The organism is Kushneria sp. AK178 (genome assembly GCF_053903105.1).
In genome coordinates this window covers 3006623-3024052 of record NZ_CP096381.1, presented here as the reverse complement: position 1 = coordinate 3024052, position 17430 = coordinate 3006623, and the positions used below count along the sequence as shown (strand labels likewise).

Below are 17430 nucleotides of genomic sequence, written 5' to 3'. Positions count from 1 at the left end.
GTGTAATCATGGCAAAGAAGAGCATGGTTGAGCGCGAGCGCAAGCGCGCCGAGCTGGTAGACAAGTACGCAGCCCGTCGTGCCGAACTCAAGGCAATCATTCACAACGTCAATAGCTCGGATGAAGAGCGCTTTGATGCGCAGCTGCAGCTGCAGAAACTGCCGCGCAACTCGAGCCCGGTTCGCCGGCGCAATCGCTGCCGCGTCACCGGCCGTCCGCACGGCTATTACAACAAGTTCGGACTTGGGCGCAACAAGCTGCGTGAAGCAGCCATGCGCGGCGATGTCCCCGGCCTGACCAAGTCCAGCTGGTAATCGCATCAGGAGCGTTATCAATGAGCATGCAGGATACACTCGCGGATATGCTGACTCGTATCCGTAATGCGCAGATGGCGACCAAGGAGACGGTGACCATGCCGTCGTCCAAGATCAAGGTCGAAGTCGCGCGTGTTTTGAAGGAAGAAGGTTACATTGCCGACTTCTCCACTGAAGGCGACGTCAAGGTTGACCTGACGATTACCCTCAAGTATTTCGAAGGCAAGCCGGTTATCGAGCACATTCAGCGTGCCTCGAAGCCTTCCCTTCGCAACTACAAGGGCAAGGACGAACTGCCGCGCGTAGCAGACGGTCTGGGTGTGGCCATCATGTCTACATCCAGAGGTGTCATGACCGATCGTGCGGCGCGCCAGGCAGGCGTCGGCGGTGAAGTCATCTGCACCGTATTCTAGGAGTCTATGATGTCCAGGATTGCAAAATACCCGGTTAAGCTGCCCAGCGGTGTGGAAGTCACGCTCGAGGAAGGCAGGCTGACCGTCCGGGGCGGTCAGGGGCAGCTGGAAATGAACGTTCACAACGATGTTGTGGTTGATCAGCAGGATGATCAGCTGACGTTCGAACCCAGCGCTTCAGCCAAGAATTGGGCCATGGCCGGAACTACCCGTGCCCTGGTCAACAACATGGTCGTTGGTGTTTCCGAGGGCTTTACCCGTTCACTGGAAATCACCGGTGTCGGTTATCGCGCTCAGGCCAACGGCCAGGTACTCAACCTGACACTTGGTTTCTCTCACCCGATCGATTACGAGGTGCCGGAAGGCGTGGTAGTTGAAACGCCCAAAAACACCACGATCGTTCTCAAGAGCGCTGACAAGCAGCGTCTTGGTCAGGTGGCTGCCGAGATTCGCGCGTTCCGTCCGCCGGAGCCCTACAAGGGCAAGGGCGTTCGTTACAGCGATGAACGCATCCTTCGTAAAGAAGCCAAGAAGAAATAAGGCAGGGTTATGAACGCGAAGAAAGAAGCTCGTCTCCGTCGTGCCCGCCGCACGCGCGCCAAGATCCGCGAACTTGGTATCAGTCGTCTGAGCGTCAATCGCACGCCGCGTCACATGTACGCTCAGATCATTTCCGCAGACGGTGGTCAGGTACTGGCCAGCGCCTCCACGCTCGACAAGTCGCTGCGTGAAGATGCGACCGGCAATACCGATGCTGCTGCTCGCGTTGGTACACTGCTGGCCGAGCGTGCAAGGGAAGCGGGAATTACTCAAGTTGCCTTTGACCGTTCCGGGTTCAGGTACCATGGTCGGGTCAAGGCCCTCGCTGATGCCGCGCGCGAAGGCGGCCTGCAATTCTAAAGGGTTCTACGATGGCGAATAATGAACAGAGGGGCAACGGCGATCTGCAGGAAAAGCTTGTTCAGATCAACCGTGTTGCCAAAGTGGTCAAGGGCGGCCGTATTTTCGGTTTCACCGCTCTGACCGTCGTAGGTGATGGCAATGGTCGTATCGGCTTCGGTCGCGGCAAGGCACGTGAAGTGCCTGTTGCGATCCAGAAGGCGATGGACCAGGCGCATCGCAACATGATCAAGGTCGAGCTGCGCGGTCATACGCTGCAGTACCCGGTACGTGCCAACCATGGTGCTTCCAAGGTCTTCATGCAGCCTGCTTCCGAAGGTACCGGCATCATCGCGGGTGGTGCGATGCGCTCGGTGCTGGAACTGGCAGGTGTACATGACGTTCTGGCCAAGTGCTATGGCTCGACCAATCCGGTCAACGTCGTGCGCGCAACCGTCAAGGGACTCGCTTCGATGCGCTCTCCCGAAGACGTTGCGGCAAAGCGTGGCCTGTCCGTTGAAGCGATTACGGGGTAAGCGCCATGTCCGCCACAATCAGGGTTACTCAGGTGCGCAGCACGATCGGCGTACTTGAAAAACACAAGGCCACCATGCGCGGTCTGGGTCTTCGTCGCATCAACCATACGGTTGAGCTCGAAGACACGCCGGCCGTTCGTGGCATGATCAACAAGGTCAACTACCTCGTTCGCGTTGAAGGAGCTCAGTAATGACCATGAAACTCAATAGCCTGAGCCCGGCGCCGGGTTCCAAGCACGCAGAAAAGCGTGTCGGACGCGGCATCGGTTCCGGTCTGGGCAAGACCGGCGGCCGTGGCCACAAGGGTCAGACCTCGCGCAGCGGTGGTTCGATCAAGCCGGGTTTTGAAGGCGGTCAGATGCCGCTGCAGCGTCGTCTGCCCAAGTTCGGCTTCACGTCTGCCAAGTCGCTGGTCAGCGAAGAGGTTCGCCTCAATGAGCTGGCGCGTGTCGAGGGTGACATCGTCGACATGACCAGCCTGAAAAAGGCCAACGTACTGAAGAATGCGACGCGTCATGCCAAGGTTGTGCTGTCCGGCAGCCTTGATCGCGCCGTTACCGTACGCGGTCTGAAAGTCACCAAGGGTGCACGGGCTGCCATTGAAGCCGCCGGTGGCAAGGTAGAGGACTAAATGGCCAAGTCAGGAAAAGTACCGGCTAACAATCAAAGCGGTCTGGGCGAGCTCTGGGCTCGCCTGAGATTCGTTTTTATCGCAATCGTGGTTTACCGTATCGGTGCCCACATTCCAGTCCCCGGTATCAATCCTGACCAGCTCGCTGCCTTGTTCAGAGAAAACCAGGGCACCATCCTGAGCATGTTCAACATGTTTTCGGGTGGCGCTCTGGAGCGCATGAGCATTTTTGCACTGGGCATCATGCCCTATATCTCTGCATCAATTATCATGCAGCTTCTGACCGTGGTTTCGCCGCAGCTAGAACAGCTGAAGAAGGAAGGCGAGGCCGGCCGTCGAAAGATCAGCCAGTACACTCGCTACGGCACGGTGTTACTGGCGCTGATCCAGGCGATCGGCATGTCAGTAGGGCTTGTCAGTAACGGGGTCGCTTACAGCGCCGATTTCAGCTTCTACTTTACGGCGGTCACCACGTTTGTGGCAGGTGCCGTATTCCTGATGTGGCTGGGCGAGCAGATTACCGAAAAGGGGATCGGCAACGGCATTTCGCTGATTATCTTTGCCGGTATCGTGGCCGGTCTACCCAGCGCTCTCGGTCAGTCCTTCGAGCTGGCGCGCAATGATGGTGCCTGGAATATACTGCCGCTGCTGGCGCTTGGCGTGCTGGGTATTGCAACGGTTGCCTTTGTTGTCTTTATCGAGCGTGGACAGCGCCGGATCACGGTCAACTATCCGCGCCGTCAGGTCGGCAACAAGATGTATGCCGGTCAGAGCAGCTACCTGCCGATGAAGGTCAACATGGCCGGCGTCATCCCGCCCATCTTCGCCTCGAGCATTCTTCTTTTCCCGGCATCGCTGGGTCAGTGGTTCGGGCAGGGCGAAAACATGGGATGGCTGTCAACCATTTCCCAGGCGCTGGGTCCGGGGCAGCCGCTGTATATCCTGCTGTTTGCAACTGCCGTTGTTTTCTTCTGCTTTTTCTACACCGCTCTGGTTTTCAACCCGAAGGATGTAGCTGATAACCTGAAGAAATCAGGGGCGTTTCTGCCCGGCATTCGGCCCGGTGAACAGACGTCGCGTTATATCGACAAGGTCATGACGCGTCTGACGTTGTTTGGTGCGCTCTACATTACGCTGGTCTCGCTCATGCCACAGTTTCTCATGGTGGCCTGGCAGGTACCCTTCTACTTCGGCGGCACTTCGCTGCTGATCGTGGTAGTGGTCGTCATGGACTTCATGGCGCAGGTTCAGTCTCATCTGATGTCCAGTCAGTATGAGTCCGTAATGAAGAAGTCAAACCTCAAGGGTTATGGTAGCGGCGGCATCATGCGCTGACATGGCCCGGTAATGGCAGGCTGCCAGAGGGCGCCTGCCATTTACCATTCAGACCGCAGGGTCTGATCGCGTTGTCATCCGGTCCCGGTGTGACAACGGTATGGGCAGCAAGCCCTTGCTTCACTGCCAAAGAGAGAGGCTGCAATACATACCCCTTGCCATGAACGGTCAGGGGAGATATGCTATTGCGCCTTTTACAGACGATTAACCGAGCAAGCCGCTCAAATTCGGAGAAAGCTGATGGCCCGTATTGCAGGCGTCAATATCCCGGACAACAAGCATGCGGCGATCTCGCTGACCTACATCTACGGTATTGGTCGCACCCGCGCAAAGGAAATCTGTGCGCAGGTAGGTATCGCACCCGACGTCAAGGTTGGAGACATCTCCGCCGAGAAACTTGACGAAGTGCGTACTGCAGTTGGCCAATATGCCGTGGAAGGCGACCTTCGCCGTGAGATTACGCTGAATATCAAGCGTCTCATGGATCTGGGTTGCTACCGTGGTCTGCGCCATCGTCGCAGTCTTCCGATGCGCGGGCAGCGCACGAAGACGAATGCGCGTACCCGTAAGGGCCCGCGTAAACCGATTCGCAAATAAACGCATGTCCGGCGTTTAGAATTCAGGAACATCAAACATGGCTAACCCGCGCAGTAACCGTAAAAAGGTTAAAAAGCAGGTCGTGGATGCGGTTGCCCACATCCATGCCTCTTTTAACAATACGATCGTGACGATCACAGACCGCCAGGGCAACGCTCTTTCATGGGCCACTGCCGGTGGTTCGGGTTTTCGTGGTTCTCGCAAGAGCACCCCGTTCGCTGCCCAAGTGGCAAGTGAACGTGCAGCAACCGCTGCAGCCGAGTATGGTGTGAAAAACGTCGACGTACTGGTCAAGGGCCCGGGGCCCGGCCGTGAGTCCGCCGTGCGCGCATTGAATGCCGCCGGTTTTCGCGTGCAGAGCATTACCGACGCGACACCCATTCCGCATAACGGGTGCCGCCCGCCGAAAAAGCGTCGCGTTTAAGGAGACACACTCATGGCACGTTATACTGGTCCGAAGTGCAAGCTCTCTCGTCGCGAAGGTACCGACCTCTTTCTGAAAAGTGGCGTTACAGCGTTCGAGAAGAAGTGCAAATCAGAGACTCCCCCGGGTCAACACGGTCAGCGCCGTCAGCGTCTTTCCGAATACGGCTCGCAGCTGCGTGAAAAGCAGAAGGTCCGTCGTTATTACGGCGTGCTGGAAAAGCAGTTCCGCAACTATTACAAGGAAGCCGCGCGTCAGAAGGGGGCCACGGGTGAAGTCCTGCTTCAGCTCCTCGAGACTCGCCTCGACAACGTCGTCTATCGCATGGGCTTTGGCTCGACCCGCAGCGAAGCTCGCCAGCTGGTCAGCCACAAGGCCATCGCTGTCAACGGTCGTACTGTCAATGTCGCCTCCTACAAGGTCCGTCCCGGCGATGTAGTCAGCGTTCGCGAAAAGGCCAAGAACCAGACACGCATTCAGCAGTCTCTGGAACTTGCCGGCAACCGCGGCGATGTGAGCTGGGTCGACGTTGACTCGAAGAAGATGGAAGGCACTTTCAAGGCTCTGCCTGAGCGCGGCGACCTGTCTGCCGACATCAACGAAAACCTGATTGTCGAGCTGTACTCCAAATAAGCATTGAGCTTTTTTGGATTAACCGTTTGGCAGCCTGATAGGTGTTCATATGCAGCGTTCAGTGACAGAGTTTCTAAGACCTCGTGATATCAAGGTCGAAGAAGTCAGCGCGAATCATGCAAAGATCGTGCTCGAGCCCTTCGAGCGCGGCTTTGGTCATACTCTCGGGAACGCCCTGCGTCGTATTCTGCTGTCATCCATGCCCGGATGTGCGATTACTGAAGCAGAAATCGAAGGCGTTCTGCATGAGTACAGCGCAATCGAAGGTGTTCAGGAAGATGTCATCGAGATCCTCCTGAATCTGAAGGGCGTGTCCATCAGGATGCATGGCCGCGATGACGTTGTATTAACGCTGAACAAGCAGGGCCCGGGCATCATGACAGCCGGCGATATCGCCGCTGATCATGACATCGAGATTGTCAATCCGGATCATGTCATTGCCCATGTCAATGATGGCTGTGAACTGAAGATGCAACTGCGCGTCATGCGTGGCCGTGGCTACGAGCCGGCTGATGTGCGTGCCGAGCGCGATGACGAGTCTCGCGCCATCGGCCGACTGCAGCTTGATGCCACTTATACGCCGGTTCGCCGCGTTTCCTATGCTGTCGAAGCGGCGCGCGTTGAACAGCGTACCGACCTCGACAAGCTGGTCATTGATCTGGAAACCGATGGCACGCTGGATCCCGAAGAAGCCATCCGTCGTTCTGCAACCATTCTGCAGGAGCAGCTGGCCGCCTTCGTCGATCTTGAAGCCGAGAAAGAGCAGGAAGTAGAAGAAGAGGAAGATCAGATTGATCCGATTCTGCTGCGTCCTGTTGACGATCTTGAATTGACTGTCCGAAGTGCCAACTGCCTCAAGGCCGAGAATATCTACTACATCGGTGATCTGATTCAGCGCACCGAAGTAGAGCTTCTTAAAACACCCAATCTCGGCAAGAAGTCGTTGAACGAAATCAAGGACGTTCTCGAGGCTCGTAATCTTTCACTTGGCATGCGGCTGGACAACTGGCCGCCGGCGAGTCTGAAGGACGACAAGGCCTCTGCCTGAACGGGTGACTCGCGCCCCAGATTGGTAAGGAATCTAATCCATGCGTCATCGTAAAACCGGTCGTCATCTAAGCCGTAACAGCTCGCACCGCAATGCCATGTTCCAGAACATGTGCATTTCACTGGTCGAGCATGAAATGATCAAAACCACGCTGCCCAAGGCCAAGGAGCTGCGTCGCTACATTGAGCCGCTGATCACGCTGGCAAAAAATGATAGCGTCGCCAACCGTCGCCTGGCGTTCAGCCGTACCGGTTCCAAGGATACGGTCGGCAAGCTCTTCAATGAGCTGGGTCCGCGTTATAACACCCGTCCGGGTGGCTATGTTCGCGTCCTGAAGTGCGGTTTCCGCGCCGGCGACAACGCGCCCATGGCGTACGTCGAACTGGTGGATCGTCCGGTAGCAGCAGAAGCCAGCGGCGAAGAATAAGCTGTCTTCTCTACTACCGTCAGAAAAGCCGACCTCCGGGTCGGCTTTTTTTGTCTCTGAAAAAGACGAGATAGCGCATACTGACCATCCAGTCAGCCTTTGAGTACCTGCCGTGGGATGTCATTTCGTCAATGGAACGTGCGAGAACTGTCAGCACGACCTGCCTTTCGCTTTTACCATGGCCTTTCAGCCTATCGTCGATCTTCAAACCCGAACCGCCTTTGCCCATGAGGCACTGGTTCGCGGCGTCAACGGTGAGTCGGCCTGGTCGGTGCTGTCACGGGTAACGGCGGAACATCTTTATGCTTTCGATCAGGCCTGCCGCGTACGGGCTATCGAAATGGCCGGTCAGCTGGGCATGACCTCGAAGCTTTCCATCAACTTCCTGCCCAACGCGGTCTATGAGCCGCGCGCCTGCATTCGGGCCACACTTGAAGCCGCCAGGCGGGTGAGCTGGTCTCTCAGCGAGCTGATCTTTGAAATTACCGAGAACGAGCATGTTGTCGATCGCGACCACCTGCGCCATATCGTCGAGCAGTATCACGAGATGGGCTTTACGGTAGCGCTGGACGACTTCGGAACGGGGCATGCCAATCTCGATCTTTTGACGGAGCTGACGCCGCACCATTTAAAGCTGGATCGAGTGTTGATCACCGGTATCGATCATGATGCGAGACGGCAGACGCTGGTGCGTCAGATGGTCTCGATGGCGCAGGCGCTGGATGTCGGGCTGGTGGCGGAGGGCGTGGAAACACTGGAAGAGGCGCGCTGGCTGTATCAGCACGGCATCATGCGTCATCAGGGATATTACTATGCAAGGCCGGCGTTTGAAACGCTGCCCGAGCTTGACCCGGCCTGCATCGATGCAGTCACTGCCGCATGAAAAAGCCGGAAGCACTGTCGCTTCCGGCGTTGTCCCGGGGCGGCTGGCCTGCTAATAACCCCGTGCCAGCAGCGGTTTCAGAAAGCGTCCGGTATGAGAGATCTCCTGTTCGCTGACCTCTTCCGGCGTCCCTTCGGCGATGATACGGCCACCGCCCGAGCCGCCCTCGGGCCCCAGATCGATGATCCAGTCGGCTGTCTTGATGACATCAAGATTGTGCTCGATGACCACCACCGAATTGCCCTGATCGCGCAGGCGGTGCAGTACGCCCAGCAGCTGCCGAATATCCTCGAAGTGTAGCCCGGTGGTCGGTTCGTCCAGGATGTAGAGCGTCTTGCCGGTATCCCGTTTGGCCAGCTCGCGGGCCAGCTTGACGCGCTGTGCCTCGCCGCCGGAAAGCGTGATGGCGCTCTGCCCCAGCTTGATGTAGGACAGCCCCACATCCATCAGGGTCTGCAGACGACGGGCGATGGCGGGCACCGGCGAGAAGAAGTCGACGGCCTCTTCGATGGTCATTTCCAGCACGTCATGAATGCTGTGTCCCTTGTAGAGAACGTCCAGCGTTTCCCGGTTGTAGCGGCGGCCGCCACAGACGTCACAGGGTACGTAGATGTCCGGCAGAAAATGCATTTCCACCTTGATCATGCCCTCGCCCTGACACGCCTCGCAGCGTCCCCCCTTGACGTTGAAGGAGAATCGCCCGGGCTTGTAGCCGCGGGATCGCGCCTCGGGGGTGCCGGCAAACAGTTCACGAATCGGCGTAAAGATGCCGGTATAGGTAGCCGGGTTGGAGCGCGGCGTACGGCCGATGGGGCTCTGATCGATATCGATGACCTTGTCGAGCTGGTCGAGCCCTTCGATATCCTTGAACGGTGACGGCGTCAGCGTCGTGGCCTTGTTGAGTTCGCGGGCAGCCACGGGCATCAGGGTGGAATTGATCAGGGTCGATTTCCCCGAGCCCGACACCCCCGTGACACAGACAAAAAGCCCCAGCGGCAGCGACAGGTCGACGTTGTCCAGATTGTTGCCGCTGGCTTTGGTCAGGCGCAGCATTTTTTCCGGGGTCACCGGTGTGCGCGGTGAGGGGATCTCGATACGGCGGCTGCCTGACAGATACTGACCGGTCAGCGATGCCTCGTCGGCTTCAATCTCCTCCGGCGTGCCCTGAGAGACGACCCGGCCGCCGTGAACGCCGGCGCCGGGACCCATGTCGAGCACATGATCGGCGGAGCGGATGGCATCCTCGTCGTGTTCGACCACGATGACGGTGTTGCCCAGGTCACGAAGCCGGGTCAGGGTCTGCAGCAAGCGGTCGTTGTCCCGCTGGTGAAGGCCGATGGAGGGCTCATCAAGGATGTACATGACGCCCACCAGCCCGGCACCGATCTGACTGGCCAGTCGAATGCGCTGGGCCTCGCCGCCTGACAGGGTATCGGCGCTGCGCTCCAGCGTCAGATAATCAAGCCCGACGTTGACCAGAAATTCGAGGCGGCTGGTAATTTCGTACAGGATGCGCGTGGCGATCTCGCCCCGGCGTCCGGGAAGATCCATGGCCTCAAAAAACGTGCGCGCCTCGCCGATCGGCTTGGTGACCACGGCCGGCAGTGAGTGCTCGTCCACGAAGACATGGCGCGCTTCACGGCGCAGCCGGCTGCCGTGGCAGGTGGGGCAGGGGCGCACGGCAAGATGACGCGACAGATCATCACGCACCGTGCTTGAATCGGTTTCCCGGTAGCGGCGCTCCATGTTGGGCAGTACCCCTTCAAAGGCGTGCTCCCGGGAGACCTTTTTGCCACGGTCGTTGACGTAGGAAAACGAGATGGACTCACGCCCACTGCCGTGCAGGACGACATCCTGAACGCGCTGTGGCAGCTGTTTCCAGGGCGTTTCCAGCTCGAAGTCGTAGTGCGCGGCCACGGCTTCAAGCTGATTGAAATAATAGATGCTGCGTCTGTCCCACCCCTTGATGACGCCTTCTGCCAGCGACAGATCGTCCTGACGAATGACCTTGCCGGGATCAAAGAATTGATGCACGCCCAGACCATCACAGCTCGGACAGGCGCCGGCCGGATTGTTGAAGGAGAACATCCGGGGTTCGAGCTCGGCGATCGAATAGCCGCAGATGGGGCAGGCAAAGCGCGAGGAAAAGATCATGTCTTCGCGGTCGCCGTCCATGAAGTGCAGTATGGCCGCACCGTCGGACAGCCCCAGAGCGGTCTCGAACGACTCTGCCAGCCGCTGCTCGATGTCCTGACGAATCTTGAGACGATCGACCACGACGCTGATATCGTGCTTTTTGTTCTTTTCGAGCGTGGGCAGCTCATCGAATTCGTAGGTCTGACCGTCGATCTGCACGCGTACGAACCCCTGGGTACGCAGCTCGGTCAAAGCCTGCTGATGTTCACCCTTGCGCCCCTTGATAATGGGCGCCAGCAGCATGACCCGGGTGCCTTCCTCCAGCGCCAGCGTCTGATCGACCATCTGCGAGACCGTTTGTGCCTCGAGGTCAAGCTCGTGGTCCGGGCAGCGTGGCGTGCCGGCCCGGGCATAGAGAAGACGCAGATAGTCATAGATCTCGGTGATGGTGCCCACGGTCGAGCGCGGGTTATGAGACGTGGATTTCTGCTCGATGGAGATGGCCGGCGACAGCCCTTCGATGTGATCGACATCGGGTTTTTCCATCATGGAGAGAAACTGTCGGGCATAGGTCGACAGCGATTCCACGTAGCGCCGCTGGCCCTCGGCATACAGGGTGTCAAAGGCCAGAGAAGACTTGCCTGAGCCGGAGAGCCCGGTGAAGACGATCAGCTTGTCACGGGGTAACTCGACATCAATATTTTGCAGGTTGTGAGTGCGGGCACCACTCACCGAAATACGATCCATACCTACCTCATCGCCGGCGTCGGAAAGACACTATAGAAGGAGTTGAAAGCAGGGCGCAAAATGCAGCGCACAGCGTTTTCCATGTGGTGCACAGCCCGGTAAAATGGCGGCTGCACGCCATGAAGGGGCAAATGCCGGTCAAAAGACACGACAGGCAGCCGTTTGAAGGACGGCTCGTGCCTTGTCGGGGATAGACGGGGCAAGGCCTGCATTGCAGTGAATATCCATACAGTTATTATAGACGATCATGTCAAGGCAATGTCCTGGGCAGCACATTCGTTCAAACATGCCAGTCGGCACTGGAGAGAAACATGGCCCGTGGGGTAAACAAGGTCATACTGATCGGCAATCTGGGTCAGGACCCGGAAGTACGTTTTCTGCCCTCCGGCAGTCCTGTCTGCAATCTGCGTCTGGCAACGACCGATAGCTGGACCGACCGGCAAAGCGGCCAGCGGCAGGAGCGTACCGAGTGGCACAGCGTTGTCATGTTCAACAAGCTGGCCGAAATTGCGCAGCAGTATGTGAAAAAGGGCTCGCGTATCTATGTCGAGGGACGCCTGCAGACCCGCAAGTGGCAGGGGCAGGATGGTCAGGACCGCTATTCGACCGAAATCGTGGCCAACGACATGCAGATGCTGGACAGCCGCAGCGGTGCCCAGGGCGGCGACTTCGGCGGCCAGGGCGCACCCCAGGGCGGCGGCAGTTATGGTCAGTCCGGTGGCGGTAGCCGTCCTCAGCAGGGTGGCGGCCAGCAGCAGGGCGGTTACGGCCAGAATCAGTATGGCCAGAACCCGCAGCAGGGGAATCAGGGCGGCAACAACAACGGTGCGCCCAACCCCGGCAGCTTCGATGACTTCGACGACGAGATCCCGTTTTGATCCCTCGTTCATCGCTTGATGATTGAAGCAGACTTTGCAGTGCCTTCCTGATGGAAGGCACTTTTTTATGTCGGAAAATCGTGAAGGATGCCCTTACGCCGACATGGAAGCGAAAAGCTGTTTCCAGTGATGAATGATTTCCTGGCGATCAAAGCGTTTGGCGCTCCGGGTGGCTGCCTGGGACAGCGCTTCATACCTTTCAGGCGAGATGGCCTTGTCGATGGCATCGGTAAACGCCTGCTGATCGAAGGTCGGGACCAGATACCCATCCTCGCCATCGGTCACGATTTCCCGCGGTCCTGTTTCGCAATCGAAGGCCACGATAGGCAGCGCATGGTACTGCGCTTCTATCAATGACATCGGCAGACCCTCGAATCGTGACGGCATCAGCATGATGTCAGCACGCTGGTACAGCGCTCCGATATCGTTGCTGTTGCCATGAAGCTCGCAGTGGTTTTCCAGTTCGTGCTCGCGAATCAGCGACTGCAGTTTGTCACGGTCTTCACCCTCACCAACAATAATGAGCTTCCAGTCGGGGTGGTTGGCGATAAAGCTTTTCCACGCCGGAATCAGCAGGTCGAACCCTTTCTGATGAGTCAGTCGCCCCACGCCAATGGCCACCTTGCTGGACGGTGCGGTTCTGGCGGGAGAAACTTCCGTGAAGGGAGACGGATTGGGAATGTACAGAAATTTTGACCGGTCCCTGAATTTGCTGACATCTCTCGAGGTCAGAAAAATGACCCGGTCGTAACGCGGAAGCGTGGCGCGCTTGAGTTTCAACACCATGCCTGAATGGCTGCTAAAGGCGATATGTTCACAGGCAATATGGCGTGTCTGACGCGACAGGCGCCGGTCCTTCATGACAAAGGGGGCTGCAAAGACGGTCAGTCTTCCCATGCTGGGATAGAGAACAACATCCGGCCGATCGCTCTTGATCATATCGAAGGCTTTCGACAACAGTTTCAGGTAGCCGAGCTGACCGGAAAGGTGATCCTTGTTGAGCGGGACAATGTCGATATCGGGGAAGTCATAGGTGGTGCGTGATTCGGTGTCGAGCAACCCGATGATCCTGACGCTGGCTTCCTGCGCCAGCATCGGGAGTATGACGCTGCAGACACGCTCGATACCGCCGCCGGTCGTTATATTATCGATGACCACGTGAATTTTCTTGCCGACCAGTTTTTCCATTCAAAGCGTCCCCAGAGCGGTGTGTACAGGGTAAATATTCTGACAGGGAAAGTACGGCTCGTGCCGTTCGATAAGCAGCAGGCCGCCTGTCTCCCTGAAAAAGGCTGCGTGAACAGGTGTGTCGATTTACCGGGGTAAACATCGCTGACAATAGTTTGGCAAGCCTACTATCGGCGTCGACACCAGGCTATGCAGATGCAGTGTTGTAGTCCTGCGGGGTCCTTTGTAAACGACTCTGCAGCAGTTTCAAAATGGCGCGCTCTTCGGGGCCGGTCAGCTCTTCATGCGCCAGCGCCTCCTCGATCTGCTCCTGAAAGTGGCGCAAGAGCCGGCCGTCCAGATAGCTTTCGATTACCCTCGGGTCAATATAGCTTGAGCGCGCAATGGCGGGCGTATTGCCCAGCTGTCCGGCCACCCGCTCCACGGCGTCACGAATGTATTGCTGACTGGCGTCGTCGTCATCCCCGATGCCGAGTTCATCCAGCGCAAGGGCCGCGATCGAGGTGCCTGCCCAGGTACGAAAATCCTTGGCACTGAAGCGCTCGCCCATCACCTCATGGATGTAGTCATTGAGGTCGTGGCTGTCGACGCGCACCTTGTGCCCTTCGTCATCGAAGTACTTGAAGATTTCGTAGCCGGGAATATCATCAAGCTCTCCGACAATTTGTGCCAGTCTTTCATCCTCGACCACCTTGTGCTGCTGCTGGCCGCTCTTGCCCTGATAGTCGAAGATCAGCTCGCTGCCGTTGATGATCAGATGGCGCGAGCGCATGGTCGTCAGGCCGTAGGAGTCGTTCTGCTCCCGATAGCTGTCGTTGCCCGGTCGGAAGTAGGCAGTATCCAGCAGCCTGACCATGCAGGCCAGCACCTTCTCGCGCGGCATGCCCTCCCGCACCATGTGTTGACCGGTGATGCGTCGCATCGTCGACAGCCGCTGGGCAAAGTCGACAATGCGGTCGAATTTCATCTTCTCGCGCTGCTCGCGCCACTCGCTGTTATAGATATACTGCTTGCGCCCGGCGCTGTCCCGGCCCGTGGCGTGGATGCGGGCATCGACATCGAGGGTGACCACCACGTTCTGCCAGGCCGGCGGGATGGCCAGACGCTTGATCCATTGACGCCATTGACGGTCCCTGAAGGTGTTGCCCCGATCGTCACGGTAGGTGAATCCCTTGCCGCTGCGGTGACGGGTGACGGTCCTGACCTGTTCTGTCATGCGTATGCACTTCGATCCATGAATGATGTGAGCCCTAATCCTCATGGATGGAGGATAGACGATCATGACGCGGTCGAGGCGAGGCGGCCGCGCCGCGGCCATGATGCAGGGCGGACAGTGCAACCCCCGGCAATTTTTTGTAAAGTGTCGGGCCTGCCGCGTCACTGCCCGCCGAGAGTGACGTCATTTCCTGTCAGGCTGCAAAATCAATGAAATTATTACTGCTTGATGCCGATCACTGTCTGGGTCGGGCGCTGATCGATGAAAGCGCGCTGCGAAGCGATGTCGAGCTGATCGCCGAGCCGGGGCATCAGTGTGGCCCATCACAGCTTGAAGCATGGGCGCCGGACGCTGTCATTTTTCCGCCGTTGCTGTGCCCTGTCAGTGTTGATTATGCTGAAATGGCTGCGCACGTCGATCAGGTGGCGGCTGTCATGAGCGCCTGTCGCGCCTGCGGCGTGCCGCTGGTCTGGTTTGTCAGTGATCAGATCTTTGACGCCGGGTCGGACATGCCCATCGAGGAGAGCACGCTGCCGGCGCCGCGTGATGAAGGGCTGCAGCGTCTACTGGAAATGGGCAATCAGCTGCGCCGGCAGCTGGACAGACATTTTATTGTGCGCATCGGACCGCTGATGGCACTGGAAGGCCGGAATGCCTGGCTGGCCGACATGCTGGACGCCATGGTCGATGGTCGGCCGCTGCGCGCGGCAGATGACGAGATCGTGTGTCCCACGCCCGTGCAGGCTGTGGCGCGTGCCGTTATCGGCATGCTGGCGCAGCAGTTTTCAGGCGCCAATGCGTGGGGGACTTACCATCTTGCCGGTGTTGAACCGGTCAGTCTCTATACCTTTCACGGCGTGGTGCGTCATCAGCTGGAAATTCAGCTGGCCAGAAGGCATCTCGACCTGACGCCCGGCCGGATTCAGCCTCTGCACCACCATCATGATCAGCCGCTACGGCGCGTACTCAACTGTCGTCAGATGCTCGAAACCTTTGGTGTCCATCAAAAGCCCTGGCGGTTGGCGCTGGATACCATGCTCGAGCAGTGGTGCCAGACACGCTTTGACGAGGAGAAGGCTCCGTGAGGGCGCTGCGCAGTTTTTTGTTTTATACCGGCTATCTGGCAGCCATTATGGTCAGCGCTGTCACCCTGGTGCCGCTGGCATTTTGCCTGCCGCTCAACGCCCGCTTTCGGGTGTTGAATCTCTACAATCACTTTATCGTCTTCTGGTTCGGTCTCTGCTGCGGCGTGCGCTATCGGGTCGAGGGCCGTGCCAATATCCCGGATGCGCCCTGTGTGGTGCTGGCCAACCACCAGAGTGAGTGGGAAACCCTGTTTCTGCAGACCATCAAGTCACCGATGTGTACGGTACTCAAGCAGGAGCTTTTGAAAATTCCCGTATTTGGCTGGGCGCTTCGAATGCTCAGACCCATTCCGCTGGATCGATCAAGGCCGTCCCGCGCGCTCAGAGCGGTTCTGAGCGAGGGGGCCGATAGACTGGCCTCCGGGCTTTCCGTGCTGCTGTTTCCCGAAGGGACACGAGTACCGCCCGGTGAGCGTCGCCGCTTCAATAAAAGCGGTATTCATATGGCCTGTCGGGCCGGGGCACCGATACTGCCGGTGGCGCACAATGCCGGTGAGCACTGGCCGGGCAAAAGCTTCATTAAACGGCCCGGACAGATCAACGTGGTGATCGGCGAGCCCATCATGACAAGGGATCGTACGCCGGATGAGGTGACCCGGGAGGTCGAGCAGTGGATCGAGCAGCAGCTCTCGCGCATCTCGAGCGTCCCCCGGCCCACTATCGAAGAGGCTTCTGCCAGCGCCCTGTAGGACAACACAGGAGACGAGAACATGAAAAAGGGCGCCCCGAAGGGCGCCCTTTTTGATTCAGCGGCCGGTGCGGCAGCAGGGCTACTCGGCCATGCGCTGGAAGATCAGGCAGGCGTTGGTCCCGCCAAACCCGAAGCTGTTGGACAGCACGCGCTCGAGGCGCACCCCGTCACGACGCCGGGTCACGATATCCAGATCCGTCGCTTCCGGGTCAATTTCATCGATGTTGGCCGAGGCGCAGATGAAATCGTTTTGCATCATCAAAAGCGAATAGATGGCTTCCTGGGCACCGGTGGCGCCCAGGGAGTGACCGGTCAGGGACTTGGTGGAGGAGAGCGCCGGTACCCTGTCGCCAAAGATGCTGCGCAGGGCCTTGAGCTCACACATATCGCCCACCGGCGTCGAGGTGCCGTGGGTGTTGATATAGTCAATATCCCCCTCGACGGTCGCCAGCGCCTGCTGCATGCAGCGGGCGCCACCTTCACCGGACGGCGCGACCATATCGTGACCGTCGGAATTGGCGCCGTAACCCACGACCTCGCCGTAGATCTTTGCACCGCGCGCTCTGGCATGCTCGAGCTCTTCAAGCACCAGCATGGCACCGCCACCGGCGATAACGAAGCCGTCACGGGCGGTATCATAGGCGCGGGAAGCCTTGTCGGGCTGCTCGTTATAGGCGGTGGACAGGGCGCCCATGGCATCGAACAGACATGACAGGGTCCAGTGCTCTTCCTCGCCACCGCCGGCAAAGACGATGTCCTGCTTGCCCAGCTGAATCTGCTCGACAGCGCTGCCGATGCAGTGGGCCGAGGTCGCGCAGGCCGAGGAGATGGAATAGTTGACGCCCTTGATGCCGAAAGGGGTGGCCAGACACGCCGATACGGTGCTGCCCATGGTCCGGGTCACCCGATAGGGTCCGACCCGGCGCAGCCCCTTGTCACGGAGAACGTCGGCCGCTTCCACCTGGTTGGCAGAAGAGGCGCCGCCGGAGCCTGCAATCAGACCGGTGCGCATGTTGGACACGTCATCGCTTTCGAGTCCCGCGTCATCGATGGCCTGCTGCATTGAAACATAGGCATAGGCGGCAGCGTCGCCCATGAAGCGGCGCTGCTTGCGATCGACCAGAGCGTCCAGATCAATGTCCACGACGCCGGCCACATGGCTTCGCATTCCGCGCTCGACGTACTCGTCGCGAAAGCGAAGGCCCGAACGGCCTTCTTTCAGGGATTGAAGTACCTGATGCTGATCGTTGCCCAGGCAGGAGACAATGCCCAGGCCAGTGACTACCACTCGTCGCATGGGAGCCTCCCC

21 protein-coding genes are annotated in these 17430 nt (G+C 58.5%); 17 read left to right on the top strand and 4 right to left on the bottom strand.

The window, feature by feature from the left end:
* Positions 1 to 8: 8 nt before the first annotated feature.
* The 14 genes from rpsN to M1D97_RS13805 all read left to right on the top strand — a co-directional run bounded on the left by rpsN (position 9) and on the right by M1D97_RS13805 (position 8120).
* Entirely contained in the window at positions 9 to 314 is a 306-nt protein-coding gene (gene rpsN, locus M1D97_RS13870) for a 30S ribosomal protein S14 (protein WP_456268312.1), read from the top strand.
* 20 nt (positions 315 to 334) lie between these two features.
* Positions 335 to 727: a 30S ribosomal protein S8 gene (gene rpsH, locus M1D97_RS13865; protein ID WP_456268311.1), complete on the top strand. Its 393-nt coding sequence runs from the start codon at positions 335 to 337 to the stop codon at positions 725 to 727.
* 9 nt (positions 728 to 736) lie between these two features.
* Positions 737 to 1267, top strand: a complete 531-nt coding sequence (rplF, locus tag M1D97_RS13860) for a 50S ribosomal protein L6 (protein ID WP_456268310.1) — start codon at positions 737 to 739, stop codon at positions 1265 to 1267.
* 9 nt (positions 1268 to 1276) lie between these two features.
* Positions 1277 to 1627, top strand: coding sequence for a 50S ribosomal protein L18 (gene rplR / locus M1D97_RS13855; protein ID WP_456268309.1), 351 nt, complete (start codon positions 1277 to 1279; stop codon positions 1625 to 1627).
* A gap of 11 nt (positions 1628 to 1638) precedes the next feature.
* Positions 1639 to 2142: a 30S ribosomal protein S5 gene (rpsE, locus tag M1D97_RS13850; protein WP_115854539.1), complete on the top strand. Its 504-nt coding sequence runs from the start codon at positions 1639 to 1641 to the stop codon at positions 2140 to 2142.
* A 5-nt stretch (positions 2143 to 2147) separates the two neighbouring features.
* Positions 2148 to 2333 carry a 50S ribosomal protein L30 gene (gene rpmD / locus M1D97_RS13845; protein ID WP_086620778.1) on the top strand — a complete coding sequence of 62 codons (186 nt, stop codon included), beginning with the start codon at positions 2148 to 2150 and terminating at the stop codon, positions 2331 to 2333.
* 5 nt (positions 2334 to 2338) lie between these two features.
* Positions 2339 to 2773 carry a 50S ribosomal protein L15 gene (gene rplO, locus M1D97_RS13840; protein ID WP_456270231.1) on the top strand — a complete coding sequence of 145 codons (435 nt, stop codon included), beginning with the start codon at positions 2339 to 2341 and terminating at the stop codon, positions 2771 to 2773.
* Positions 2774 to 4108 (top strand): preprotein translocase subunit SecY, encoded by a 1335-nt coding sequence (gene secY, locus M1D97_RS13835; protein WP_456268308.1) that lies wholly within the window; start codon positions 2774 to 2776, stop codon positions 4106 to 4108.
* Between the two features lie 240 nt (positions 4109 to 4348).
* Positions 4349 to 4705, top strand: coding sequence for a 30S ribosomal protein S13 (gene rpsM, locus M1D97_RS13830; RefSeq protein ID WP_086620776.1), 357 nt, complete (start codon positions 4349 to 4351; stop codon positions 4703 to 4705).
* 37 nt (positions 4706 to 4742) lie between these two features.
* Positions 4743 to 5129 carry a 30S ribosomal protein S11 gene (gene rpsK, locus M1D97_RS13825; RefSeq protein ID WP_009723883.1) on the top strand — a complete coding sequence of 129 codons (387 nt, stop codon included), beginning with the start codon at positions 4743 to 4745 and terminating at the stop codon, positions 5127 to 5129.
* A 12-nt stretch (positions 5130 to 5141) separates the two neighbouring features.
* Positions 5142 to 5762: a 30S ribosomal protein S4 gene (rpsD, locus tag M1D97_RS13820; RefSeq protein ID WP_456268307.1), complete on the top strand. Its 621-nt coding sequence runs from the start codon at positions 5142 to 5144 to the stop codon at positions 5760 to 5762.
* 49 nt (positions 5763 to 5811) lie between these two features.
* A complete protein-coding gene (locus tag M1D97_RS13815; RefSeq protein ID WP_456268306.1) occupies positions 5812 to 6810 on the top strand; it encodes a DNA-directed RNA polymerase subunit alpha in 999 nt (332 codons plus the stop codon).
* A 40-nt stretch (positions 6811 to 6850) separates the two neighbouring features.
* Positions 6851 to 7237 (top strand): 50S ribosomal protein L17, encoded by a 387-nt coding sequence (rplQ, locus tag M1D97_RS13810; RefSeq protein WP_456268305.1) that lies wholly within the window; start codon positions 6851 to 6853, stop codon positions 7235 to 7237.
* Positions 7238 to 7415: 178 nt separating this feature from the next.
* The gene (locus tag M1D97_RS13805) at positions 7416 to 8120 is read left to right on the top strand and encodes an EAL domain-containing protein (protein WP_456268304.1); all 705 of its coding nucleotides are present in this window, start codon (positions 7416 to 7418) and stop codon (positions 8118 to 8120) included.
* 51 nt (positions 8121 to 8171) lie between these two features.
* Here the strand turns inward: M1D97_RS13805 and uvrA are convergent, their stop codons facing one another.
* On the bottom strand, positions 8172 to 11003 hold the full coding sequence (uvrA, locus tag M1D97_RS13800; RefSeq protein WP_456268303.1) for an excinuclease ABC subunit UvrA: 2832 nt from the start codon (positions 11001 to 11003) through the stop codon (positions 8172 to 8174).
* 311 nt (positions 11004 to 11314) lie between these two features.
* On the opposite strand from uvrA, the gene M1D97_RS13795 reads away from it, so the two are divergent.
* Positions 11315 to 11881 (top strand): single-stranded DNA-binding protein, encoded by a 567-nt coding sequence (locus M1D97_RS13795; protein ID WP_456268302.1) that lies wholly within the window; start codon positions 11315 to 11317, stop codon positions 11879 to 11881.
* A 93-nt stretch (positions 11882 to 11974) separates the two neighbouring features.
* Here M1D97_RS13795 and M1D97_RS13790 read toward each other — a convergent pair whose 3' ends face one another.
* Both M1D97_RS13790 and M1D97_RS13785 read right to left on the bottom strand, forming a co-directional pair.
* Positions 11975 to 13069 carry a glycosyltransferase family 4 protein gene (locus tag M1D97_RS13790; protein ID WP_456268301.1) on the bottom strand — a complete coding sequence of 365 codons (1095 nt, stop codon included), beginning with the start codon at positions 13067 to 13069 and terminating at the stop codon, positions 11975 to 11977.
* A 187-nt stretch (positions 13070 to 13256) separates the two neighbouring features.
* Complete coding sequence (locus M1D97_RS13785; RefSeq protein WP_456268300.1) at positions 13257 to 14285, bottom strand: DNA topoisomerase IB; 1029 nt, start codon at positions 14283 to 14285, stop codon at positions 13257 to 13259.
* A gap of 209 nt (positions 14286 to 14494) precedes the next feature.
* Between M1D97_RS13785 and M1D97_RS13780 the strand changes: the two genes are divergently transcribed.
* Together M1D97_RS13780 and M1D97_RS13775 are read left to right on the top strand one after the other, a co-directional pair.
* Positions 14495 to 15370: a sugar nucleotide-binding protein gene (locus M1D97_RS13780; protein WP_456268299.1), complete on the top strand. Its 876-nt coding sequence runs from the start codon at positions 14495 to 14497 to the stop codon at positions 15368 to 15370.
* Positions 15367 to 16119, top strand: coding sequence for a lysophospholipid acyltransferase family protein (locus tag M1D97_RS13775; protein WP_456268298.1), 753 nt, complete (start codon positions 15367 to 15369; stop codon positions 16117 to 16119). The genes M1D97_RS13780 and M1D97_RS13775 overlap by 4 nt, the downstream gene beginning before the upstream one ends.
* 81 nt (positions 16120 to 16200) lie before the next feature.
* On the opposite strand, the gene fabB is transcribed toward M1D97_RS13775, so the two are convergent.
* Entirely contained in the window at positions 16201 to 17418 is a 1218-nt protein-coding gene (gene fabB, locus M1D97_RS13770) for a beta-ketoacyl-ACP synthase I (protein WP_456268297.1), read from the bottom strand.
* Positions 17419 to 17430: the final 12 nt, after the last annotated feature.